This is a genomic window from Hymenobacter sp. HD11105 (assembly GCF_054051685.1).
This window is the reverse complement of sequence record NZ_JBSWBR010000011.1, coordinates 88333-114169: the sequence shown is the minus strand read 5'-3', so window position 1 is coordinate 114169 and position 25837 is coordinate 88333. Positions and strand designations below refer to the sequence as shown.

The window sequence follows — 25837 nt, the reverse complement described above, 5'->3', positions numbered from 1 at the left end:
GAGTTGTTTTTTGGAATACAAGTTCTTCTGCGCTTACTCCCTTCAGCACCCGCCAGGGTTAGGTTTACTCAAGTAATTAAAGCTCACACGTATAAACAGCTGTCACACAATGCATACTCCTCTTTTGAACACCACGCGACGCTGGCGTGCCTCGCTGGGCCAGCAGGGCGTGATACTTACCTTGCTAGTCAGCTGTCTATTAAAGTCGATCGACGTACAGGCGGAGGTGCGCCTGCCGCGGCTGGTCAGCGATGGTATGATACTCCAGCGCGACGCGAAGCTGACGGTGTGGGGCTGGGGGGCAAAAGGTGAGAAAGTTGCCCTCACCTTCAAGAATAAAACCTACTCTGCTACCACCGGCTCCGACGGAAAATGGTCGGTTAGTCTGCCAGTGCAGCCAGCGGGTGGCCCGTATACGATGAGTATCACGGCCAGCAATCGTATCGAGCTTAAAGACATTCTGGTCGGCGACGTATGGGTGTGCGGTGGCCAGTCGAACATGGAAACGCCTATGAGCCGCCTGCGCGACAAGTTTCCCGAAGAAGTAGCCTCAGCCAACAACCCCCGCATTCGGCAGTTCATTGTGCCTTTAACTTATGCCTTCAAGGGTCCCAAAGCTGACATAACGGGTGGCAGTTGGGTAGGAGTGAGCCCTCAAAGCATCGGTCAGTTTTCAGGGGTAGCGTACTTTTTTGCCAAAGATCTGTACGCCAAGTATCAGGTGCCTATTGGATTGATTCGAAATGCCGTGGGTGGCTCGCCGGCCGAAGCGTGGCTAAGCGCTGATGCGCTCAAGCAGTTTCCGACGTATCAGCAGGCAGGGGAGAAGTACAAAGACAGCACCCTAGTAGCGAGCATTCAGCAGCAGGATAAGGCTAACACCGGCGCTTGGTATAAGCGCCTATATCAGACCGATCAGGGCGAGGCTCCCGGCCAACCAAAGTGGTCGTCACCTGACTACAACGCCACCGGCTGGGCCACCATGAATGTGCCCGGCTATTGGGCTGACCAAACGCCGCTGGGGCCGGTGAATGGCGTGGTGTGGTTTCGCAAGGAGGTAGACGTACCCGCCAATATGGTAGGCAAGCCCGCCCGCCTGGAACTGGGTACCCTCGTCGATGCCGACTCCACTTATATCAATGGGCAGCTGGTGGGCACTACGGGCTACCAATATCCGCCTCGTAAGTACGATTTTGGCCCAGGCGTGCTGAAGCCAGGTAAGAACGTGATTGTGGTTCGCCTCATCAGCAACGGCGGGCGCGGAGGCTTTACCTTAGACAAGCAATATCGCTTAGTGGCTGGGGGGCAAACGCTGGATCTGCGAGGACCTTGGCAGTACAAGATGGGCACCACCTTGCCGCCTACGCCCGGTACTACATCCTTTCAAAACCAGCCTGGGGGGCTTTTTAACGGCATGGTAGCACCGCTGCTGCCTTACGCCGTGAAGGGTGTTATCTGGTTTCAGGGCGAGTCTAACACGAGTAAGGCTCAGGACTATAATCGGCTTTTCTCGGCGGTGATTACCGATTGGCGCAAGCAGTGGCAGCAGCCGACGATGCCGTTTTTGTACGCACAACTCGCCAACTTTATGGCTGCCAAACCCGAGCCGAGCGAAAGCAACTGGGCCGAGTTGCGCGAGGCTCAGCGCCAGACCTTGCAGGTGCCAAACACGGGTATGGCCGTTGCCATCGATGTGGGCGAGTGGAACGATATCCACCCCTTGGATAAAGAAACGGTCGGCAAGCGGTTGGCCCTAGTGGCCCGCAAGGTGGCCTATGGAGAGAAAAATCTAGTAGCCTCAGGACCAATGTTCGAGTCTATGCAAGTGCAGGGCAATAAAGCAGTACTGCGCTTTACCAGCGTAGGGAGTGGCTTGGTGGCGAAGGGCGGTCCGCTGACGCAATTTGCCATTGCTGGAGCCGATAAGAGGTTTAAGTGGGCGCAAACGCGAATTGAAGGCAACACGGTCGTCATTTGGCACGATCAAATAACCACCCCAATGTTTGTGCGCTATGCCTGGGCCGACAATCCGGAAGGCGCGAATCTTTATAATAAAGAAGGTTTGCCCGCCTCTCCCTTTCAGGCCAGCGCTGTAGTTACTCCCTAAAAAAGCTAAGGCAAAGGACTACATCTGCTTAACGCCGCGAAGCCTAAATAAGCGCGAATTATTGCTTGGCTAGGGAAATGGAATGGTCACACACGCAAAAGTGAATGGCAAAGACAATAGTATTATTTCATATCACTGAAAGGCCTTGTCTGTACCTATACGTTACTGTTGCGTTTGACTATTCGAAGATATTTTAAGGAATAAAAAAGGTTAGATCTTGCCTATCGAAACCGTTTTCGGAAACGGTTTCGATATTTTTATTTGAAAATCAAAGCGCTTTGATGGTATTTAGAATGCTTGATGTAATCGTTTGTGGTGTATATTCGATTACCAGACGTTAAAGTTGCTACTTGCAGTTGCTAGATAGAGTCAGCAGATAGAAAGTTGTTGATCTGCTTGTTAATTGTATTTTACAAAGTGTAACGTTTGTTAAAATCTGTGCTTCAAACGCCGATTCTCATTCAGGCTTAACCTAGCAAAACCTTTCACCTCCCACCCATGAAATACCTACTCGGGTACGATATAGGCAGTTCATCCATTAAAGTAGCCTTGCTCAGCGTGGATACCGGCAAATGCGTGGCCAGCGTCACGTCGCCGAAGAAGGAGATGGAAATTACAGCGGAGGCTGTTGGTTGGGCCGAGCAACGGCCAGAGCGGTGGTGGCAGGAAGTAGTAAATGCTACGCGGGAGTTGAAAAGCGAGTACGGCTTCGATGCCTCGCTGGTGGCGGGCATCGGTATCACCTATCAGATGCACGGCCTCGTGCTGCTGAATAAGGATGGCCAAGTGTTGCGCCCCGCCATAATCTGGTGCGACAGCCGCGCCGTGGAATTTGGTAATCAAGCATTTGCGGATCTAGGGGAGGAATATTGTCTCCAAAATTTCCTGAACTCGCCCGGCAACTTCACCGCCTCCAAGCTCAAGTGGGTGAAGGAAAACGAGCCCGCTATTTACGAGCAGATCTACAAAATACAGCTTCCCGGCGACTACATCGCCTACCAGCTCACAGGTCAGATGCAAACGACCGTTTCGGGCTTATCAGAAGGTGTTTTCTGGAATTTCCGGGAGCAAAGCATAGCCCAGGATTTGCTTGATTACTACGGTATCAGCCGCGACTTGCTGCCTGAAGTAGTCGACACATTTGCCCCCCAGGGCCAGCTCACGTCTGAAGCGGCTTTAGAGCTAGGCCTGCACGCGGGCACACCCATCAGCTACCGGGCCGGCGACCAGCCTAACAATGCTTTCTCGCTCAATGTGTTGCAGCCCGGCGAAATAGCCGCCACGGCCGGCACATCAGGCGTCGTATACGGCATCACCGATCAGCCAGCGTCCGATCCACACTCGCGCGTCAATGCGTTTGCCCACGTGAACAGCACCCCCGAGCAGCCGCGTAATGGCGTGCTAATGTGCATGAACGGCACGGGCATTCTGAACAGCTGGTTGCGCAAAGTAGTCGGCGAAATGCCCTACGACCAGATGAATCAGCTGGCCGCGCAAGCGCCGATTGGGTCTGAGGGGCTGCTGTTTTTGCCCTTCGGCAATGGCGCCGAGCGTATTCTGGAAAACCGCCCCACCGATGCTGAACTGCGCGGTTTGAGCTTTAATATTCATTCGCAGGCCCACGTATTACGTGCGGCTCAAGAGGGAATCGTCTTTGCGCTGAACTACGGCATGGACATCATGCGCAGCATGGGTGTGCAAGTGCAAAAAGTGCGCGCCGGTAACGCGAATATGTTTCTGAGCCCGGTGTTTCGCGAAGCTTTCGTTAATACTGGCAACGTGACGTTGGAACTTTACAACACCGATGCTGCCCAGGGAGCCGCCCGTGGGGCTGGCATTGGAGTAGGAGTGTACGCCAGCCCGGCCGAAGCTTTCGGGAGCTTAGAGCGCATTCTGACGCTGGAACCTACCCCGGAACTGCAAAATCACTATCAAATGGCCTATGCCCGCTGGCACAAGGTTCTTACTCAACAGATTCTTTCAACCACAACCACCCAGACAGATGTCGTCCAACACTCTTTCTAAGACGGAATTTTTCAAAGGCATTGACACCATTCGCTTCGAGGGACGCGAGTCGGACAATCCGCTATCCTTTAAATGGTACGACGAAAACCGCGTCGTGGGGGGCAAAACGATGAAGGAGCATCTGCGCTTCGCCGTATCGTATTGGCACACCTTCACCGGTACCGGCGGTGACCCATTCGGCCCTGGCACTAAGAGCTTTGCCTGGGACTCGCACCACGAAATAATCAACCGCGCCAAGGATAAAATGGATGCGGCCTTCGAGTTCTTCACCAAACTCGGCACGCCTTACTATTGCTTTCACGACATTGACCTGGTAGACGAAGGTGATTCGTTAGCTGAGTACGAGCGCAACCTGCAAGCCATTGTAGAATACGCCAAGGAGCACCAGGCGGCCAGCGGTATAAAGCTGCTGTGGGGCACGGCTAACGTGTTTTCGCACCCGCGCTACATGAACGGAGCCAGCACCAATCCTGACTTTCAGGTGGTAGCTCACGCCGCCACGCAAGTGAAGAATTCCATGGACGCGACCATCGCGCTGGGGGGTGAGGGCTACACGTTCTGGGGTGGCCGTGAGGGCTACATGACCCTGCTTAACACCAATATGAAGCGGGAGCTTGACCACATGGGTCGCTTCCTCAGCACGGCCCGCGACTACGCTCGCAAACAAGGCTTCACCGGCAAGTTTTTCATCGAGCCTAAGCCCGCCGAGCCCACCAAACACCAGTATGACTTCGACGCGGCCACGGTTATCGGCTTCTTGAAAGAGTACGGCTTGGAGAATGACTTCATGCTGAACCTGGAAACCAATCACGCCACGCTGGCCGGCCACACCTTCCAGCACGAGCTGCAAGTAGCCGCCGATGCCAACATGCTCGGCAGCATGGACGCCAACCGCGGCGACTACCAGAACGGCTGGGACACCGACCAGTTCCCCAACAACATCAATGAGCTGACTGAGTGCATGCTCATCATCCTGGAGCACGGCGGCATTTCGCCCGGTGGCATCAACTTCGACGCCAAAACGCGCCGTAATTCGACTGACCTAGAGGATATTTTCGTGGCTCACATCAGCGGTATGGATACGTTTGCCCGCGCTCTGGTAACAGCCAACGAAATCTTGGAAAAATCGCCCTACCGCAAGTTCCGCACGGAGCGTTACGCCTCGTTTGATAGCGGCGATGGTGCTGCCTTTGAAAAAGGCCAACTAAGCTTGGAAGACCTACGCACCATCGCCCACAAGTCGGGTGAGCCAGTGATGAAGAGCGGTAAGCAGGAGTGGCTGGAAGCCATTATCAACCAATACATCTAAAACGAGTAAAACAGAACTGGCCGGCTGCTTGGGTGGGAATTTTTGTGGCCGGCCAGGGACGTTTTATTTAATGTAGCGCAGTATGATTGATCAGCAGATATCAGTAGAAGAGCAAAGTGTAAGCACCATCCGCCTTTTGTCGGTAGATATGGTGCAAAAAGCTAATTCCGGCCATCCGGGCTTGCCGCTGGGAGCCGCGCCTATGGCATACGTGCTGTGGTCGCGATTTTTGCGTTTCAACCCGCAAGACCCCGCCTGGCCCGACCGCGACCGGTTTGTGCTGTCGGCCGGCCACGGCTCGGCGCTGCTGTACAGTCTGTTGCATCTGTACGGCTACGATTTGTCGCTCGAGGAACTCAAGAACTTCCGCCAGCTGCACTCCAAAACACCAGGCCACCCGGAGTCCAATATCACGGCGGGCGTGGAGGTAACCACGGGCCCGTTGGGTCAGGGTTTCGCCAATGGCGTAGGTATGGCCATGGCGGAAGCGCATTTGGCCGCCATGTACAATAAGGAAGGCCACGAGGTAGTCAATCATTACACGTACTCCATTGTGAGCGACGGCGACCTAATGGAAGGCATTGCGGCCGAAGCCGCGTCGCTGGCTGGTCACCTAAAGTTGGGCAAGCTCATCTACCTCTACGACGACAACGACATCAGCCTCGACGGGCCTACCAGTCTGTCTTATACTGAGGACCCATTGATGCGTTTTGAGGCCTACGGCTGGCACACTCAGCGCGTGATGGACGGCAACGATCTGGACGGCATTGAGCAGGCCATACGCGCGGCCCAAGCCGAAACCGACCGCCCTTCACTGATTTCGATAAAGACCATTATTGGCTACGGTAGTCCCCTCAAGGGCACCAGCAAAGTGCACGGCAGCCCACTGGGCGACGAAAACCTGCGCAAAGCCAAGGAGTATTTTGGCTGGAACCCAGACGAGTCGTTTGTCGTGCCTAATGAGGTACGTCAACACTTGGCTGAACCCGGCCAGCGCGGCGCTCGGCTGCAGCAGGAGTGGCAACAAAAGTTTGAAGCCTATCAGCAGCAGTTCAAGCAGGAAAGCGAGCTGTTCCTAACTTCTTTTACCAGCGATCTGCCCGCTGGTTGGGACGCGGAACTGCCCGTTTTCTCGCCCGCCGACGGTGCTCTGGCTACTCGCCAAGCTTCGGGCAAGGCGCTGAGCGCGTTGAAAAAAACCATTCCCTTCCTCTTCGGGGGCTCCGCCGACTTGGCTAGCTCCAACGAAATGCCCCCCAGCGGTGACCTGAGCTTCCAGCCGGGCAGCTACGAGAAAAGCAACATCTGGTTTGGGGTGCGCGAGCACGCCATGGGCGGCGCTCTCAACGGTATGTCGCGCCACGGTGGCGTGCGCGTGTACGGCGGCACTTTCTTAACCTTCTCCGACTACATGCGGGGGGCAATTCGCCTCACTGCCCTCGCCGAATCGGCCGCTACATTTGTCTTCACCCACGATAGTATCGGGTTAGGGGAGGATGGACCTACGCACCAACCTGTAGAGCAAACTGCCGCCCTGCGCACCATTCCCAATATCATCGTCCTTAGACCGGCCGACGCCAACGAAACGGTAGAGTCATGGCGCATTGCCATGACCAAGCCTGCTTCGCCGGTGGTGCTGATTTTGTCGCGCCAGAAGCTGCCTACCCTGGATCAGGAAAAGTACGGCTCTGCCCGCGAAGGCGTGGCCAAAGGAGCTTACATTCTGAGCGAAGCCGAAGGTGGAAAGCCCCAGCTTATTCTCATTGCTACTGGCTCAGAAGTGTCATTAGCCATGCAAGCCCAGCAGGAACTGCAAAAGCAAGGCATTGCAGCTCGGGTTGTGAGTATGCCGAGTTGGGAGCTATTTGAGCAGCAGGACAAAGCTTATCAGCAGCAGGTGCTGCCGCCGTCGGTGCGCAAGCGCGTTACTATTGAAGCCGGCTCGCCTATCGGGTGGCACAAGTACGCGACTGATGAAGGCACCGTTATCAGCATGAACCGCTTCGGCGAGTCCGGTCCGGGTGAAGAAGTGATGGCCATGTTTGGCTTCACGGTGGAGAATGTGGTGGAGAAGGCCAAGGCATTACTGGAAGACAATCCGGCTGAAACCGAACCTAAAGAAATCCTTTCCTAACCAAAACACATGACGAAACTGCACTTGAACCAAGCGCTGGGGGGCATTTTTAAGACGAAAAAGGCATCTTTTTCCCTGCGAAAATGGGGGAGAAGGGCCGGGCTCCTTGCCGGGCTCGGACTTGGCTTAACGCTTCATGCTGCCGCCCAAACGGTGCAGGTTACAGTGCAGTCGGGCGATCCGAAGCTGCAAATCAGTAAGCACATTTACGGGCACTTTGCCGAGCATTTGGGCCGCTGTATCTATGATGGTTTCTGGGTCGATGAAAAGCTGAATGTGCCCAAGCAGGGCCGTATCCGCATGGATATTGTGGAGGCGCTACGCAAGATTAAAGTGCCCAACCTGCGCTGGCCCGGCGGCTGCTTCGCCGATACGTATCACTGGCGCGACGGCGTGGGGCCTACGGCTCAGCGGCCCAAGATGCTGAACATGTGGTGGGGCAACAACTTAGAAGACAATAGCTTCGGTACCCACGAGTTTCTGGAGCTGTGCAAATTGCTCGGCACTGAACCATACTTAGCGGCCAACGTCGGCAGCGGCACGGTGCAGGAAATGGCCGGCTGGATGGAATACCTGAACTCCAACGACGACACCCTGCTGGTGCTGGAGCGGCGCAAAAATGGCCACGCCGAGCCCTACGGCGTGACTTGGTGGGGTATTGGCAATGAAAGCTGGGGCTGCGGCGGCAATATGACAGCCGAGTACTACACCGACGTGTACAAGCGCTACGCCACTTTCGCCCACAACTATCCGGCCTCCCCGCCGCTCAAGAAGATCGTGAGTGGCGCTAATGGCGACGACGCACACTGGACGGAGACATGCATGAAAAACATTCCGCTCAACCAGATGTGGGGCCTCACTTTGCACCAGTACACGCTGCCTACCGGCAGCTGGACCGGCAGCAAGGGCAAAGCCACCGGCTTCAATGAGCAGGAGTACTTCAACACGATGAAGAACTGTCTGAAAATGGACGCCGTCGTGACCAAGCACGCCGCCATCATGGACAAGTACGACAAGGACAAAAAGGTAGCCTTGCTGGTAGATGAGTGGGGCGTGTGGACCGATGTGGAGCCTGGCACCGTCCCTGGCTTTTTGTATCAGCAGAACTCCCTGCGCGACGCGCTGGTTGCTGGCACCACGCTCAACATCTTCAACAACCACTGCGACCGAGTGCGGGGGGCAAATTTGGCCCAAGCCGTAAATGTGCTGCAAGCCCTCGTGCTCACGGACAAGGAAAAGATGCTGCTCACGCCCACCTATCACGTCTTCGACTTATATCAGGTGCACCAGGATGCTCAATATCTGCCCCTGCAATTCACCAGCCCCGATTACGTGATGGGCAACGATAAAGTACCAGCCCTGAACGCCTCGGCCTCCAAAGATGCTAAAGGCGCTGTGCACATCTCGCTGGTCAACTTGGATACCAAGAAGACGCTGAAGCTGGAAACCGCCCTGCCCGGCGTGACTTGGAAATCTGTATCTGGCCGAATTCTGACTTCGGCCAACGTCAACGATTACAATTCATTCGACAACCCCAACAAAGTGAAGCTGGGGGGCTTTTCTGGTGCCAAGAAGCGCGGCGGCAACTTAGCCGTTGAGCTGCCGCCTCAGTCGGTGGTTGTGCTCGAACTGAAGTAATAAATGCTCTTTAAGCGTGTCATGCCGAGGCGGAACTGTCTTTCCGCTGATCACCACTATTATGAGAATTAAAAAAACTCTTACCTACGCCTTCGTAGCTAGTGTTTCGCTGGGCTTTATCCAAAAGTCGGAGCCAACTCTGAAAGATGCTTTTAAGCAAGACTTTCACGTTGGCGCCGCTCTTAACTATAAGCAGGTTAATGGTCAGGACACCAAGGCCATTGCCCTAATCAAACAGCAGTTCAACACCATTAGCCCCGAAAACCTGCTTAAGTGGGAAGCAGTGCACCCCCAGCCAGATAAGTATAACTTCAAGCCTGCTGACGATTATGTAAAATTCGGTCAGGACAACAAGATGTTTATCGTTGGGCACACGCTTATGTGGCACCAGCAGACGCCTAAGTGGGTGTTTGAGGATGCAAGCGGCAAACCAGCAACCCGAGAGGTAGTATTGAAGCGTCTGGAAGACCACATCAATACCGTCGTAGGACGGTACAAAGGCAAAATTGGGGGCTGGGATGTCGTAAATGAGGCCATCGACGACCAGCAGGGTGACTTGCGTAAAACCAAGTGGCTCGAAATTCTCGGTGAAGATTTCGCCGCCAAAGCATTTGAGTACGCTCACAAAGCCGATCCTAAAGCCGAGCTGTACTATAACGATTATAGCCTCTACCGCCCCGAAAAGCGGGCAGGGACAATCAAACTGGTCAAAAGCTTACAAGCCAAAGGCATCAAGGTAGCAGCTATTGGCATGCAAGGTCACTACGGCCTAACCAAGCCTAGCCTTGAGCAGGTAGAAGAAAGCATAGTAGCTTTCTCGAAGCTTGGTGTGAAAGTAAACTTTACGGAGCTGGATATTGACGTGCTGCCCAATCCCAGCCGGCGCCAAGGCGCGGACATCGCCGAGACGTTTGCCACCGACGCAAAATATAACGTGTACACGACCGGTCTGCCCGACTCGGTGCAGCAAAAGCTGACAAAACGCTACGCTGATTTGTTCGCGCTTTTCCGCAAGCACCGCGATGTAATTGATCGCGTCACCTTGTGGGGCGTAACGGACAATGATTCATGGCTAAACGATTGGCCTATTACCGGTCGCACCAGCTACCCGTTGTTGTTTGATCGCCGCTACCAACCAAAACCCGCTTTCCAGGCGGTGGTGCAGACAGCGAAGGATAAAATGTAGAACTTTTGGCCGGGCCAGAAGCTAGAACAGGTATCTAAGCAAGCAGAAGATAAATATGGCTGCGAGTCGCTGCTGAGGCTGTTTAGTTTGTTGTCTCTGATCTATCGAAAACGCTGGTTCCGTTGAATGGAGCCGTTGTTTCGCTTGCCGTTTGTAAAGCATAAGGTCCTGGCTTTGCCAGGATTCAAATATTGCTGTCCCGCTGCCTCTTTCCCCAAAGCTATGTTACTCAAACCCATCCAACTGTACTTCTATTTGCGCCGCAAGTGGCAGCTGCCTATGCTGCTCGCTCTGTTGGCTGCACTGCCCACGCTGGCAGGCCCTACAGTACCAGGCGCTGAAGTCTATGTTTCGACGCAGAAAGGGAAAGGCAGCTTCACGCTAGCCGCTGCTGGCAAACCGGCGGCTCTATACGCCAGCAGCTCCGAGTGGCCGGGCGTATTGCGCGCCGCCAAAGATTTGCAGACAGACATCAACCGCGTCACCAAACTCACGCCCACTTTCACTACCGATAAAGCGCCGGCCGGAAAAGAAGTAGTGCTCATCGGGACGCTGGGAAAAAGCCCCCTGATTGATGGGTTGGTAAAAGCGAAAAAGCTCGACGTATCAGGCGTGGTAGGCAAGTGGGAAACTTTTCTGCTGCAAGTGGTGGAGCAGCCCATGCCAGGCGTAGATCGCGCCTTAGTTATTGTCGGCAGCGACAAGCGCGGCACCATCTTCGGCATTTATGATTTGTCGGCGCAAATTGGGGTGTCACCGTGGCACTGGTGGGCCGATGTGCCCACACCACCGCAACAGGCGCTATATGTGGCGCCGGGTCGGCATACCCAGGGCGAGCCAAAAGTGAAATACCGCGGCATCTTTATCAATGATGAAGCGCCGGCGTTGCAGGGCTGGGCCCAGGAGAAGTTCGGTGGCGTCAACTCCAAAATGTACACCCACATGTTTGAGCTGATTCTGCGGCTCAAGGGAAACTACTTGTGGCCCGCCATGTGGGGCAACATGTTCAGCGTAAACGACCTGCAAAACCCCGTACTGGCCGATGAGTATGGTATCGTGATGGGCACCTCGCACCATGAGCCGCTCACCAGGGCCCATGCCGAGTGGGAAAAAGCTGGCAAAGGTGCTTGGAACTACCAAACCAATGCGGCGGCCTTGCAGGAATTTTGGCGCGGCGGTATTAAGCGCATGGGCACCCGCGAGAACATCGTGACCATAGGTATGCGCGGCGACGGCGACGAGCCCATGAGCGAGGGCAGCAACATTGCCTTGCTGGAAAAGATAGTAGCCGATCAGCGCAAAATCATTGCGGAGGAAACTGGTAAGCCCGCCGAGCAAACGCCCCAGATGTGGGCCCTCTACAAAGAAGTGCAGGACTACTACGACAAAGGCATGCGCGTGCCCGACGACGTGACCCTCTTACTCTGCGACGACAACTGGGGTAACATCCGCAAGTTGCCCAAGTTAGGCGACAAGCCCCGAAAAGGCGGCTACGGCATCTACTACCACTATGATTACGTGGGAGGCCCGCGCAACTATAAATGGCTCAATACCAATCCAATTCCGCGTATCTGGGAGCAAATGCACCTAGCCCACGAATACGGCGCCAACCAAATCTGGATAGTAAACGTGGGCGACCTGAAGCCTATGGAATTTCCCATCAGCTTCTTCCTTGATTATGCTTGGAACCCTGATAAAATAGGGGTCAACCAAATTGACGATTACACTCGGCAGTGGGCTACTCAACAATTCGGCACTAAACACGCCGCAGTCATTGCTGATATTTTGGCTAAGTACGCCAAGTACAACTCACGTCGGAAGCCGGAGCTGTTGGATCAGAATACGTATAGCTTGACGAATTACCGTGAGTTTGAAACAGTGGTAGGTGATTATAACAAGCTACTAGTTCAGGCCGAGCAGTTAAATGAAAAAATGCCCCCCGAGCAGAAGGATGCCTATTTCCAGCTCGTGCTTCATCCCGTAAAAGCCAGCGCCAACTTGAACGAACTGTACTACGCAGTCGCTCAGAACCATCTCTACGCCAAGCAAGGCCGCGCCAGTACCAACGATTTGGCTGCCAAAGCCAAGCAGCTCTTTGAGCGCGACGCCGAGATTTCGCGCTACTACAACCAGACGATGGCTAAGGGCAAGTGGAACCACATGATGGACCAAACCCACATTGGCTACACCAACTGGCAGCAGCCTTCCGCCGACAAAATGCCCGAAGTAAAGCAGCTAACGCCCACCGCTACCGCCGACATGGGCGTAGCCATTGAAGGGGCGGAAGCTGCTTGGCCCCAACAGTCAGGCGAGGCCGTGCTGCCGACTTTCAACGCGTACCAACAAACGACGCGCTACATCGACGTGTTCAATCGCGGCACCGCACCTTTTGAGTATACAGTAGAGACCGGTATGCCGTGGTTGCGCGTTACTAAACCCACCAAACTAGACAAAGAGCAACGGCTAACAGTCAGCGTAGATTGGAGTAAAGCGCCCGCCGGCACTACGCGCGTGCCCATTACTATCAGCGGCCCGAATAACAAGAAGGTCGTAGTGCAAGCAGTAGTGGATAATGCCGCTGGCAAGTCTAACCTAGCGAAAGGCTTTGTAGAAACCGATGACTATGTGTCGATAGAAGCCGCGCACTACAGCCAAGCCGTGAATGGAAGTACCGCAAAGTGGCAAACCATCCCCGATTTAGGTCGCACGCTTTCGGGCGTAACGGCTTTTCCCCGCGCTATTCCAAGCCTAACGCCCGGTGGCAACAGTCCGCACTTAGAGTACCGAGTGCAGCTGGCGGGCAGCGGCCCCGTGACAGTGCAGGCATATTTGTCCCCCACATTGGATTTCACCAACACCACAGGCTTACGCTACGCTGTATCGTTCGACGACGAAGCACCGCAACTTGTTAACCTACACACAGGCTTGAATCCAGATAATGGCAACCGCCCTTGGGAGCAGGCAGTGGCGAATAATATTATCATCAAAACCTCTACTCATACACTCGCAAAACCTGGCGAGCATGTGCTGAAGTTCTGGCTCGTTGACCCCGGTGTGGTGTTGCAAAAGCTGGTAATAGACCGCGGAGGCGTGAAGCCTAGCTACCTGGGGCCACCCGAAAGCCTCTCACGCGCCACGCCTGTACCTAAAGCCGCAGAAGCACCTAAGGGCAGCGTGGGACAGCGCTAATTCATCAGCGCCACTGCGAAGCCGCCTTCTTATACTTGTGTTTCTGCTGGAGTTATCCGTAGCCCATAACGTTATAAAAGATAACTCTACCTACGGCAAAAGCCCCGCGTTCCTCAATCGAGAGCGCGAGGCTTTATCATAAAACGCACCTTTTCAGGTTTGCATTATCAACGTATGGGCAACTTTTTCATCTGGTCTACAGATGAAGCAATCTATTTCCCGGCTTTCTTGCCCCCAGTGGCGGCTTTGGCCGTGGTTGGCGCCACGAGTTGTCCATTGCGCACAATTACAGTACCATCGACTTCTACGGTCGCGTTAGCGATGGCGAGGTTGATACCAATCCCACCATTGTTTTGCCCGCCTTGCAGTTCATTGCCCCCAGCTCCCACTAATACCATGCCCGCGGCTGTAGCTGGGGTATAGCCTTTCTGTTCCTGCACCTTCATGGCTGGGTTCAAGCCTATAGAGAAGTAGCCGAGCTTCATCAGGCTAGCATCATTCGACGCCAGCCACTTCTGAAAATCTTGGTCCCCTACCTCAGCCTTCGCGTTCGCCATCTGCCCACCTTTGAAGTCGGCCTTGAAGCCTTGAAAAGGTTTGCCATTCCACGTGCTGGGGGAAGCTACTAACCGGCCCGTGCCAGAGGTCTCTAGGCAGGTCCCATATACCCGTCCTCCGGGTAGGGCCGCGGTACGGTTAAGAATCATCTTCTCTTGCTGATCGGCGGCCGTCAGCACGCCATCGTCGACAAACACGGGCCGCGCTGCGAGCTGAAAGGTCAGGTCAGTGCCCGAAGGGGAGGTAATATGGACTTTTTTGCCCGTCGCTAACAGCTGTTTCATTTGCTGGGCCTTCGTGGCAATGGCGGTATAATCGGCGCCAATGCCCGCCCAAATCATCTGTTCATAGCCAGCGTAGTCTAGCTGCTGATTCGCCGCAAAGCTTTTACTAGGGTAGCTCACTGAGACGCCCCGCAGCTTGGTGGCATCCAGCTTTTTGCTTAGCCCAGCTTCGGCCGCTACTTTACTGAATTTAGCATCGCGTTCCGGCGTCATGCCGGCGAGCGCGGTCTTGGCGTCTTCAAGGCTGGGCAGGGAGATGAGGACATCTGCCCCTAAGAGCCAATTGCTGGATTTCGAGGCTTGAATCGCTGATTCCGGCATTTCCACGCTAGTGGCGTGCGTTACCTTATCCGTATTCACTAGCATATTCGGCTGGCCACCCGCGCGGGCTACTTCCACGGCAATGGCTTCCATAAGCGGCATGGTATGCTTACCGCCCGTAATCATCACCAGATCTCCGGGCTTCACGCCGGCGGAAGTGGTGACGATCTGCTTGGCGATCTGCTCATAATTCTGGCCGAATACGGGACTGGCCAGCAGTAGCAGGCCGAACAGCCCACCGGTTTGAATGTAGCGGTTTCTCATGTTTGTTGGGGGTTTGAGTGAGGGGGAGATGGGTACTACTTCGCAGTAGAATATTCTTTAATTATACAGGTAATTTTTATGGTTATTGCTACATAAAAATATACTTGCTACTATATAATTTTGTTAGTCATCGTTTCAGCGTCGCTAAGCTGATTTTTCATGCCCGCGCTAAAATTGTGACCGTTATAGCCCCAAAGTCTTTTTGATCAAATTTGGTGGGGCAGCCACTTCTGAGGGCATTTCTTGGCTCTTTACAAGCCTCTCCATTGATTACTAATTCTTTGGCAATCAGATATTTCAAAACGACCTTGATTAGGTCATTATTTCGCAAACATTATTATTTAAACCTTATATGGAAGGAGCTCCTCAATCATAAGCTTTAAATTTAAATTTATGTGACATTTTGCTTCAACAGCTTAAAATAGAGTGATTTCTAGAATATTTTAGGATTATAAAGGAGCTCTCTCACAAACTTCTAATCAGGCTCAATTATTGGGAAAATACCGTCAAATAGTAACCCTATTAGCCCACGAACACAAAATGTCCGCTTCTCCTATCGCTCATGCTATGCGGCTCTGGCAAGATATGCTAGGCCAGGAACACGAAACGCGCCGCTCCTTCCTCTGGGAAAATGTACAGGATATGGAGCCCGATGAAGCCGGCCCAATAGAGTGGAAAAATCAGGAGCCCAAAACGCGAATCTACCTACAGAGCGGCCAGATTATCTGCGTTTTGGGTGAGTACGAGCAGTGGCTGCGTCTTTGGTCTAGCTATACAAAGTGGAACGTAGTGCCAATTAAGCAATACGGCTTAAACTAGCTGCCTTAGCAGCCAGACCGAGTATGGAGAAGCGATTAGGGAAGTAGCTACAATGTTGTTTTCCACTCATATTGCTGGCCCTACTAGTTAGAAGCCAATATACAGACCGCCTGCTACTATAAAGGCGCTTGCTTCGGAAAGCAAACCCAGTAGATTTGTTCACAAATTCAAGGGTAAACTCCAAGTAACGTTTATAAATACGTGGCGGCATCTGTGTACTACTATTAGCTTCAATGTCTAGTGCCAAATTGCTTATTTTATGTCTTGCTCTGCTACTTCCTACGGCGCATGCCCGCGCCCAGACACCTACTAGCGTTAAGCCAACTACCTCCCCTAACCAAGAACTCACGGTGCGTGTGGTTTTGCCCACTACCGTTGGGCTTATTGGAGATTACGCGGAGATCTTGTTCTCCAAAGAAGACGATAAGCTTAAAAAGCTAACCACCCGACGACGCCCCAGAACTAGTAATCCGACGCTTGTTTTTTCAATGCCAATTCCGAAGAATTGGATAACTAGAAAACTGCTTAAGGAAAATAAATAAATTAACTCAGCTGGCTTGTTATGTGCCTATAAATAAGGCAAAGACAAGTTTTGCAGTAGCTTACCTATCCCTGCATATGCTTTCTTCTGGTATACTTTGCTTCGCCTGAACAGACTTTACCTATGAAGTTTGATGCCCAAATCGTAATCAGTATTCTGCTGTCCTTATTCTTTGTAAGGATGTTGGGCCGATTCTTCAATTTACCTGTGCGCCTGCCGTACTGGGGTAAATTCCTGAAGTGGATTTGGGTGCCGGGGGTAGGGCTGGGTTTTATGGCCTTGATTTTCAGGCTGCACAGCGACCAGTTAGACGAAGTGTACATGCTCTTCGTTTATAGTGTGATTATCGCGGTCTTGGTGGCTATTCGCGACTACCGCCCGGCCCGGACGGTGCTCTTGGCCATGGTGCCTTTTGTGGCTTATTCGGCTCTTGAGTTGCTGCTGGAGGTATCGGGATGGAAGCTCTCTAAACGATATGATGATGCCTTCGATTCCTCCCAAGGCTTTGCAGTCATCTGGCTTATTACTTTTCTTCTAATCGCGCGCAATCAGAAGAGAAATCTGGAAAAAGAGCTGCTGGTACGGCAGGAGGAAGAACTCGAAAAGAAGCGTATAGCGGAACAGAACGCCGAGTTGGAGCGCCAGGTAGCCGAACGAACTGCTACGCTTACTCAGCAAACGGAAGAACTGCGGCAAGCGCTTACCGACCTAAAAACGATGCAAGCGCAGCTGATTCAAAGTGAAAAGATGGCCTCGCTGGGCGAGCTGACGGCCGGCATTGCCCACGAGATTCAGAACCCCTTGAACTTCGTCACCAACTTCTCCGACGTAAGCGCCGAGCTGATCGACGAGTTAGCAGAAGAACAACGCAAGCCCAAGCGCGACGTGGAGCTAGAGACAGAACTGCTGATTGATCTTAAACAGAATCTGCAGAAGATAACCCACCACGGTCAGCGGGCTGCCTCCATTGTGAAGGGCATGCTCGAGCATAGTCGGGCCAGCAGCGGCGAGCCGCAGCCCACCGATTTGAACACTCTTGCCGACGAGTATCTGCGCTTAGCTTACCACGGCCTGCGTGCGAAGGACAAGTCATTCAACGCCACTCTTTACACCAATCTGGCCTCCGACTTAGGGATGGTCAACGTGATTTCGCAGGATATTGGCCGCGTGCTGTTGAACTTGTTCACCAACGCATTCTACGCAGTGCATAAAAAGAAAGAATGCTACCCCGAGGGCTACGTGCCGACGGTAAGTGTGACAACCCGTCGCACGCCTAAGGGCGAAATAGAGGTGCGAGTGCGCGACAACGGCATGGGCATGCCCGCCTACGTAAAGGAGAGAATATTTCAGCCGTTTTTCACGACCAAACCAACCGGTGAGGGCACGGGCTTGGGCCTTTCTCTGAGCTACGACATCGTTACTAAAGGGCACGGCGGTACGCTCACCGTGGAAAGTCAGGAGGGAGAATTTACGGAGTTCACTATCTGCCTGCCAGGCTGATTTGTAGCTGTTTCGCCTGTTCAGCAGGCCGTAGTCGAACAAGGCTCTTTTTTAGCATCTGTTTGGTCGGCAGCAGCTTATAAAGTGCATTCCTCTTTTGTTAGCTTTTCATTCATCATGATAGCCGCCAGCGAGCCTTCGGCAGCTGCCAGAATAGCCTGTTGCATACCCGCGGTGGTGTCGCCGGCGGCATAGAGGCCAGGAATGGACGTTTGTTGTTTCTTATCAGTCCACACGGCCCCTTTGCTGGTTAGACGACAACCCAACTGCTCCGCGATGCTGGTGCGTTGATGTTGGTGGGGGTGCACAAATAGCGCCTCCCGCTCCAGTGTATCGCCGTTTTTGAACATGATGCGCTGCAGTTGCCCATCCTTGACGCCTTCCAGGCGAGCAATTGGCTCTTCTCGCACTTTAATATCTTGGTTTTGGAGGCGGCGGCGAGCGTTCTCCGATAAGCCCCCGGGCCCATCTGTGCACACCACTACGTCCTTCGACCACCGACTGACGAGCAATGACAGGCCCGTAACGCCTTTGCCTCGTCCGTACACGGCCAGGGGGCGGTCGCGCACTTCCCAACCGTGGCAATAAGGGCAATGCAACACACCCCGACCCCAGAAGTCGCGCATACCATCCAGGGGGGGCAATTCGTCCTCGACTCCCGTAGCCAGCAGCACCTTTCGAGACGTTATACTCCTAGTGCGATTAGCATCCGTTTCGGCCGTTACTGTAAAGCACTGCTCGCTTATGGCAAGGTCGGTTACGCGCAAGGAGCTAACTTCTACGCTGGGATATGCGACGAGCTGCTCTAGTCCCAAGCGGAGTAATTCTTGGGGCTGCACCCCGTCGCGCGTGAAAAAGCCCCAAACAGCGGGAGAAGGATTGTTGCGGGGCGCCCCACCATCGCACACCAACACCCGCCGCAGGCACCGGCCTAGCACCAGGGCGGCACTGAGCCCGGCACTTCCCGCTCCTACAATAAGTACATCATAATCGGTATTCGGCCGAAGACGACGGGCGGCCTTCGGAAGAGGAGGTGAAGCAGGCATAAGTGTAAAGTTGAGAAGCCATATACCCAAAAAGCCCCCTAGCGGTTAGGCTGGGGGGCTTTTTTACGTAAAAAAATGAGTAGTAATACGCTAGTCCCGTTTTATAAAGCGCTGAGTGCTATTAATACTAATACCGGAGATTTGTACTGAACTAGTATACTTGACTACGTCCGCTGCTCGCCACTAAGTCCTGTACTTCCTGCCTGAAGTTGGTTTCAGCCGTTAGATCTTCCAAGTTCAAGTGCAAACGGTATTTCCAGAAATGCTGCGGGTTGGAAGGTACATTGATTTGCTCGTCCTGTGGGTTTTCGCGCCGCAACTGGGCATCAATAGCCAGCAGATCCTGAATCGGGAAGATGGCCCACATGGCTGGCGAATGCAGGTGTTGCACTAGTATTTCGCGGGCCACCCACGGCTCGCAGTGCTGGGGGGCAAATTGGCCCCAGTGGCCTAGCAGATGCTCGAAAAAGCGCTGCGTTTTCTCGCGGTCTTCCTCCCACCAGCCGCGCACCGTGCTCATATCATGCGAGCCAGGACTGACGACGGAGAGGTAAGGCGCGTGGCCAGGGTGGCCAAACTCCACCTTAGGGTCGGAGGGCATACGCTGGATATTGAGCCCCAACATGCCCAACTCTCGCATTACGCCGGGTACAGAGGCGGGCACCATGCCCAAGTCTTCGCCGCAGATGAGCATGTCGGTGGCGTAGCGCACGGGGGGCAATTTGACCAAGCCTTGCTGCCGCCAGAATTCCTCGTGACGACGGAAGAAGAAGTCATTGTATATTTCCTGGAGGCGGTGGCGATTTTGCTCATCTAACTCTTTGAACGAAGTGCTCAGATACACCGTGATGCGCGGATGGTAGTGGTCAGGCTCATCGGCGGGCACAAATAGCACCTCATTTACCAACCGGTACAGGCCGGTGCGCAGCCAGCTCAAGTGTTCGGCATTCTGCTGGTCGGCGGCAATCTTTTGGTCGAATACCGCTTCTATCTGACGCTGGGTGCGCACATAGTCTTTGAGACGGATGGCACCGTAGCCGGCGTCTTCCATAAACTCATCGAACACCGCCTGCGCCTGGGCATGAAAGATCTGCTGGAGCATGTGCCAACGGATATATGGCTCGCATAGGCGTCCATAGTCGAACCAACCTAAGCGCTGCTCAATCTCGTGGCGGGGCATAGGCAAGGCGGGCGCAAAGTGGCCTAGCAAGCCTTCTACCGAGTGTCCCGGAATCTCCCAAATGCGGAAGAAGCCCAGAATATGGTCGATGCGCAGCACGTCGAAGTAGCGGGCTAAGTGGCTGAGGCGGTTGCGCCACCACTGATAATTATCCTCGGCCATACGCTCCCAGTTATAGGTAGGGAAGCGCCAATTCTGGCCCGTCACGGAGAAATCATCCGGTGGGGCACCGGCCTGGCGGTCCATGTGGTAGAGTTCCGGCTGAGTCCAGGCATCCACAGAGTGCCGATAGATACCAATAGGCAAGTCGCCTTTGAGTACTACACCCCGCTGGCGAGCGTACTCTACGGCTTCGCGCAGCTGCTTATCCAGGTGAAACTGGGTAAAGAAGTGCAGGCCGAATTCATCAAAGTCGGGCTGATCGGGGGCCGTGAGCTGGTTGAGGTTTTGCGGCGTTTGAAACTCGTTAGGCCACTGCTGAAAGTCGGCCGTACCAAACCTATCACGCAACGCCGAGAAGGCGGCGTATGGTACCAGCCACTCTTTTTGCTCCTCTAAGAATTGCTGAAAGGCTGAATCGGCCAGGAAAGCGGCTTTTTCCTGCTTGTAAAGCAGCTTAATATATTTCCACTTAGCCTGCATCACCGGCTCGTAGTCCACGAAGTCGCGCGCGTTCAACTCCTCACGCAGACGAGTCAACTCCTCGCGGTCGCCGGCTTCCCTTAGCTCGGCAATGCCGCCCAAATGCAGGTAGAGCGGGTGCAGGGCAAACACCGAAATAGCCGCGTATGGATACGAATCGACCCAGGTATGCGTGGCGGTGGTGTCGTTGATGGGCAGAATCTGCATGAGCTTCAGGCCCGCCTCAGCCGACCAATCGGCCAGCTGCTTCAGGTCGGAGAACTCGCCCACGCCCAGGCCTTGCTTGGTGCGCAGGGAGAATACTGGCAGGGCCACGCCCGCCCCGCGCCAGTTGCCGGCGGGGTAGCGAAAGCCCTCGTCAGCCCGCACGCGCAGGGTATTGGCCGGCGTGGGGGGCAAAATCACCCGGTCGTCGCCGGCTTCAAGGTGAATGATTTGTCCGGTTTGCGGGTCGCGGACGGCATATTTATACTGAGTAGGCTGCTCGGGCTGCTGTAGGGTCACGACGGCGGTCCAGGTAGGATACGCCTCATCGGAGAGCACCACGGCCTGACTGGCGTCCCAGGCGCCCAGCGCTGGGTCAGAGCCCATCACGCAGAGCTGGTGGTGAGACGCTACCCGCGGGGCAACCAGCTGGAAGCGAATAGCTCCCGTCGGCTCGGTACCAGCGTCCAGAATAGTGCGCGTGGAAGTGGAAGCCTCCATATCGGCCGGTGCCGACTGCGAGGGCCGGCGCAGCAGCGCCTTGGTAAAGGCTGCTGTGTGCAGCTCGTTGTCGGGCTCAGCGGGGGCGCGCCAGTAGTCCTCCAGTGTAAGGCGCGTAAAATGCCCCCCAGTCAGCGGCACGACCCGATTTGGGCCCCACTCCCAGTGCTTGCCGCCGTCGCGCTCATCCAGCAGAACATACTTGTATTCTACCGGGCCGGGGTGTTCGGTGGGTACGCTAATTTCTTGGTTCCACTGGCCCGTGGAAGCATCAAAGGTCAGTTGGAGAGCGTGGTCGAGGTTCCACTGGCCCAGGCTAGGCTCGGAGCCACAGACCACCAGGCGTTGCCCAAACTCAGTGTAGTAAGGGAGAGAGAAGCGAATGATCATTGACGGGAATTGGGATGGGCGCGAAAGATAGGTTGTACTCGGTTTATGTCTGCGTGCTTTGATAGATACCTATTTAAGCGAATACGGTTTTTAAAGTCTTGGAGCTTTCACAAAAGCTTGACAATCTGAATCTATTTGCTTAAATATATTCATTAACTAAGTCACATTATTTATTCCTTAAATCATAAACTATATTCATAATGATAAAAAATTCCACCTTTGCCAAGTTGGGTATGGCTGTTCTTATGTTGTCGTCACTGACTAGCTGCGAGGACATCTTGGAGCAGTATTTCCCCAAGCATACTCCTACATTTCCTTCACTAGGGCAAGAAATTCCATTTTATGCCTTAGCGGGCGGCACGAAGCTCGATGCATACTCCACCAAGGACCCGGCTACTCGCACCGGTTCCGTCGCTATTACGGGCCTAGGCAGTGGCGAAACCTTATTAGCCATTGACTTCCGGCCTGCCACCGGGCAGCTCTACGGGGTGAGCAGCGCCAGTCGCCTCTATGTAATCAATCAAAATACCGGCGCAGCCCGCGCTATTGGGACAGGGCCTTTTACGCCGGCTCTGGGGGACAATTTGGTAGGCTTCGACTTCAACCCCACCGTCGACCGGATTCGCCTCGTGACCTCGACGGGTCAGAATCTACGTCTCAATCCAGAGACGGGTACTGTCTCCAATACTGATGGCGTCATCAATGGAGCGGCGGGCGCGACCTTGACTAGCGTGGCTTACACGAACAACACAGCGGGCGCTACCACCACAGCCCTGTACGCCATCAATACGCAGAATCAGCAGCTTTATCTGGTAAACCTGCCCAACGATGGCACCCTAGTTCCGGTAGGCGCACTGAACTTGCCCATGAGTGGGAATGGCGGCTTTGACATTGATGCTAAGACCGGTACAGCTTTAGGATTGTATGTAGTACAAGGAAAACCAACGCTCTTTACCCTCGACTTAGCCACGGGCGCGGCGCGGGCTCTGGCCCAATACAGTGCCAGCTTGAACTACTTGGGAATTGCGATTCCTACGCGAGCTGTGGCCTATGCTTTGGCTGGTGGTAGCAACCCAGGTACGGGCACATTGTCCACAATTGATCTTACGAATCCTGCTGCCTCGGCTATTCTTAATAAACCAATCACAGGGTTGGGGCCAGATGAATTGTTTATTGCACTTGACTTTCGGCCGGCCAATGGGCAGCTCTATGCTTTGTCCGTGCAAACGAGGCCTTTTCCGAATCCGCAGGGTGATAACCGGCTATACACAATCAACGCGGCAACGGGCGCTGCTACGCTGGTAGCGACCTTAAATGTCCGAGTTGATTCCAACGATCCAGGCTTTGACTTCAATCCTGTCGCGGACCGCATTCGCATTGTGAGTAGTTCGGGTCAGAACCTACGGGTCAATCCCATAGATGGTACAGTCATCGAAGATGCCATGCTCAATCCAAGCGGCAAGGGTATCTATACGGCTGCCTATTCCAATAACTTTGCAGGCACAACGGCCACTACCTTATATGCTATGGGCCAAGTACCAAGCGGGCGGTTTACCTCCGTCGCGACGCTTTACCAGCAGACACCTCCTAATGAGGGCACCTTGGTAAGCATTGGTGATTTAGGAATACCGGCCCTAGCGAGTGGTAGCTTTGACATTGGTGGCATTAGCAATAAGGGCTATGCCATTCTCAATATTTTCGGCTCCACAGACTTATATTCTATTGACTTGGCTACAGGTACGGCCACGAAACTGAATATGGGCACTAACTACAATCTAATAGTCCCGGGACCGAGGGGATTTACTGTTGGCTTAGGTTTCTAAGTCTCGTTAGCTCAAGTTCACATTCATTACTTGAAAAGCCCTCCAGAAACGGTCTGGGGGGCTTTTTCAATGAGATATCCTTCATTCCTCAGCTCTTGTCACTGCCTGTTGAGCTTTGTTTCTACTATACTGAGCATGAACATACTTACTGGCCAAAAAAGAAAATAGTAACATCTAAATACGGCAGGATTGCGTAGAGGGGCCATTGATTTGGTTCAATCGATTCTTTCTTCCATCCTATTATATCATTTCTATGCTAAAAACTTCTTCCCTCGCCAAATGGGGCGTGGCTGTGTTGCTCATGTCGTCGCTGAGTAGCTGCGAAGACATTCTGGAACAGTACTTCCCCAAGCCCACTCCCCCGCCAACAACTACGCTAGATATTCCCTTCTATGCTCTCGCCGAAAATGGGCGCCGACTTGATGCTTTTTCTACTAAAAATCCAACAGCCCCTACTGGCTCCGTAGTCATTACGACTACGGGTGACCGGCCAAGTGATAAAATCTTGGGAATAGACTTTCGACCTGCTACGGGCCAACTTTATGGTGTATCGGCAACAAGTCGCGTGTATGTGATTAATCCCCAAACAGGCGTAGCTCGTCTGATTGGGTCAGCTGAAACAGAGAAAACAGAAGCGTGTATCTGCGCTGACCCGCTCAGTATAGATTTCGACCCGACAACAGATCGAATTCGAGTAGTGGCGTTCAACGGTCGTAACCGCTTGATGAATCCGGAAACCGGTTTAGTTGAATCAATTGACGCTCCCATTAGTCCACGGCCTACCCTTAGCTTCTCCCCCATTACAGCAATGGCCTTTAGTAACAACGTGGCTGGCACAAGTTCTACGACGCTGTACGCCATTAATGGAATGGACCAACAACTTTACCGTGTTATTTCTGCTAAGGAGGGAGTTGTAGAAGCTATTGGTAAGCTCAATTTACCCATAGCCAATTGGGGCGGCATGGATATAGACGCCAAAACTGGTACCGCGCTGGGGCTCTTTCAAACAACCCCCAATTTGACTCCCACCCTCTTCACCGTCGACTTGACAACGGGGGCAGCCACTACCCTGGCACAGTATACCGAGAAGTACAAAGCCATTGCCATTCCTACCCAGCCCGTAGCTTACACTACTTATGCCGTCGAGAATCGACAAAATACTTTTCTAAACAGTTTATTAATTTTTAATCCTAGCACACTTACCACTACTGCGCAAATGCCTATTACGGGGTTGAGCGCCACGTCTGATTACGTGTATGACATAGACTTCCGGCCGGCCACCGGTCAACTCTATGCCCTGGTGGGAACGAGAACCTACGATCCGGTTATCGCTCGTTATAGAGCTAGTAATGGCCGTATGTACACAATTAATTCAGCTACGGGTGCCGCCACCTTGGTTGCCGCATTAAGTGTGCCCCTAAATGGTTTCGTCTTTGGGTTTGACTTCAATCCTATGGCTGACCGCATTCGCGTGATAGGCAGTGAAGGTCAAAACCTGCGGGTGAATCCCACGGATGGGGTGGCTATTGAGGATGGCCGCGTTATTGGTGCTACAATTAATGGAGCCGCTTACGATAACAACGTGGTAGGAGCCGCTACTACCAACTTATATGTCATGGATACGAATGTTGACCGGCTGCTGCTCCTAAGCCCGCCCAATGCGGGCACAATAATCCCTATTGGCCCGCTCGGCGTCAACCAGGGAGCAGCTGGCTTTGATATCGGTGGAACCAGCAACAAGGGTTATGCTGTCTTAAGCACTTCTGCCAGGAATAGCTTTAATAGGATCGAACATCTATGGTCCATCGATTTGGCCACTGGCGCGGCAACAGACCTAGGAGACTTCGGCTTTCCTGTTTCTGGAACTACTGTTGGAACGACTTCCTATTCACTCACGGGCTTTGCTCTGGGTCTAGGCTTCTAAGGCAGCTTGCTTCCATACCCTTAAGATAAAGCCCCAGCGCTAGCGCTGGGGCTTTTATGTTACCTGAGCCTACCCTCTCCTAGATATCTTTTTGCAGGTTTAGTGCTTCACGCTGCATGAGTTGGGATATATAGAGTGTTCTAGAATCAAAAATGCCCCCCAGCCAACCTAGCACCCTTTTTTTTCGTTGGGTGATACTGAACACTTTAAGCACAACTGAGTTATCAAATCCTTACCAACATACGTTCGCCG

Annotated in this window: 14 protein-coding genes; 11 read left to right on the top strand and 3 right to left on the bottom strand. The window is 53.6% G+C overall.

Features of this window, described 5'->3' with window-relative positions:
* The first annotated feature begins 109 nt into the window (after positions 1-109).
* The 7 genes from ACW9KT_RS20955 (at position 110) to ACW9KT_RS20925 (ending at position 13588) form a co-directional block, all read left to right on the top strand.
* The gene (locus tag ACW9KT_RS20955; protein WP_457084085.1) at positions 110-2107 is read left to right on the top strand and encodes a sialate O-acetylesterase; all 1998 of its coding nucleotides are present in this window, start codon (positions 110-112) and stop codon (positions 2105-2107) included.
* Positions 2108-2605: 498 nt separating this feature from the next.
* Positions 2606-4132 (top strand): xylulokinase, encoded by a 1527-nt coding sequence (locus ACW9KT_RS20950; RefSeq protein ID WP_457084083.1) that lies wholly within the window; start codon positions 2606-2608, stop codon positions 4130-4132.
* Complete coding sequence (gene xylA / locus ACW9KT_RS20945) at positions 4110-5441, top strand: xylose isomerase (protein ID WP_457084081.1); 1332 nt, start codon at positions 4110-4112, stop codon at positions 5439-5441. Before ACW9KT_RS20950 ends, xylA begins: the two co-directional genes overlap by 23 nt.
* Positions 5442-5523: 82 nt before the next feature.
* Positions 5524-7575: a transketolase gene (gene tkt / locus ACW9KT_RS20940; protein WP_457084079.1), complete on the top strand. Its 2052-nt coding sequence runs from the start codon at positions 5524-5526 to the stop codon at positions 7573-7575.
* 9 nt (positions 7576-7584) lie between these two features.
* On the top strand, positions 7585-9213 hold the full coding sequence (locus tag ACW9KT_RS20935; RefSeq protein WP_457084077.1) for an alpha-N-arabinofuranosidase: 1629 nt from the start codon (positions 7585-7587) through the stop codon (positions 9211-9213).
* A 61-nt stretch (positions 9214-9274) separates the two neighbouring features.
* Complete coding sequence (locus ACW9KT_RS20930) at positions 9275-10399, top strand: endo-1,4-beta-xylanase (RefSeq protein WP_457084075.1); 1125 nt, start codon at positions 9275-9277, stop codon at positions 10397-10399.
* 222 nt (positions 10400-10621) lie between these two features.
* Complete coding sequence (locus ACW9KT_RS20925; RefSeq protein WP_457084073.1) at positions 10622-13588, top strand: glycosyl hydrolase 115 family protein; 2967 nt, start codon at positions 10622-10624, stop codon at positions 13586-13588.
* A 212-nt stretch (positions 13589-13800) separates the two neighbouring features.
* Here ACW9KT_RS20925 and ACW9KT_RS20920 read toward each other — a convergent pair whose 3' ends face one another.
* Positions 13801-15015 carry an aminopeptidase gene (locus ACW9KT_RS20920; protein ID WP_457084071.1) on the bottom strand — a complete coding sequence of 405 codons (1215 nt, stop codon included), beginning with the start codon at positions 15013-15015 and terminating at the stop codon, positions 13801-13803.
* A 567-nt stretch (positions 15016-15582) separates the two neighbouring features.
* On the opposite strand from ACW9KT_RS20920, the gene ACW9KT_RS20915 reads away from it, so the two are divergent.
* Complete coding sequence (locus ACW9KT_RS20915; RefSeq protein WP_457084069.1) at positions 15583-15834, top strand: hypothetical protein; 252 nt, start codon at positions 15583-15585, stop codon at positions 15832-15834.
* A gap of 664 nt (positions 15835-16498) precedes the next feature.
* Positions 16499-17875 carry an ATP-binding protein gene (locus ACW9KT_RS20910; protein WP_457084067.1) on the top strand — a complete coding sequence of 459 codons (1377 nt, stop codon included), beginning with the start codon at positions 16499-16501 and terminating at the stop codon, positions 17873-17875.
* 77 nt (positions 17876-17952) lie between these two features.
* Here ACW9KT_RS20910 and ACW9KT_RS20905 read toward each other — a convergent pair whose 3' ends face one another.
* Both ACW9KT_RS20905 and ACW9KT_RS20900 read right to left on the bottom strand, forming a co-directional pair.
* Positions 17953-18921: an NAD(P)/FAD-dependent oxidoreductase gene (locus tag ACW9KT_RS20905; RefSeq protein ID WP_457084065.1), complete on the bottom strand. Its 969-nt coding sequence runs from the start codon at positions 18919-18921 to the stop codon at positions 17953-17955.
* 151 nt (positions 18922-19072) lie between these two features.
* Positions 19073-21838: a 4-alpha-glucanotransferase gene (locus tag ACW9KT_RS20900; RefSeq protein WP_457084063.1), complete on the bottom strand. Its 2766-nt coding sequence runs from the start codon at positions 21836-21838 to the stop codon at positions 19073-19075.
* Positions 21839-22038: 200 nt separating this feature from the next.
* Between ACW9KT_RS20900 and ACW9KT_RS20895 the strand changes: the two genes are divergently transcribed.
* Positions 22039-23661, top strand: a complete 1623-nt coding sequence (locus ACW9KT_RS20895) for a DUF4394 domain-containing protein (protein WP_457084061.1) — start codon at positions 22039-22041, stop codon at positions 23659-23661.
* 253 nt (positions 23662-23914) lie between these two features.
* Positions 23915-25585, top strand: coding sequence for a DUF4394 domain-containing protein (locus ACW9KT_RS20890; RefSeq protein ID WP_457084059.1), 1671 nt, complete (start codon positions 23915-23917; stop codon positions 25583-25585).
* The last annotated feature ends 252 nt before the right edge of the window (positions 25586-25837 follow it).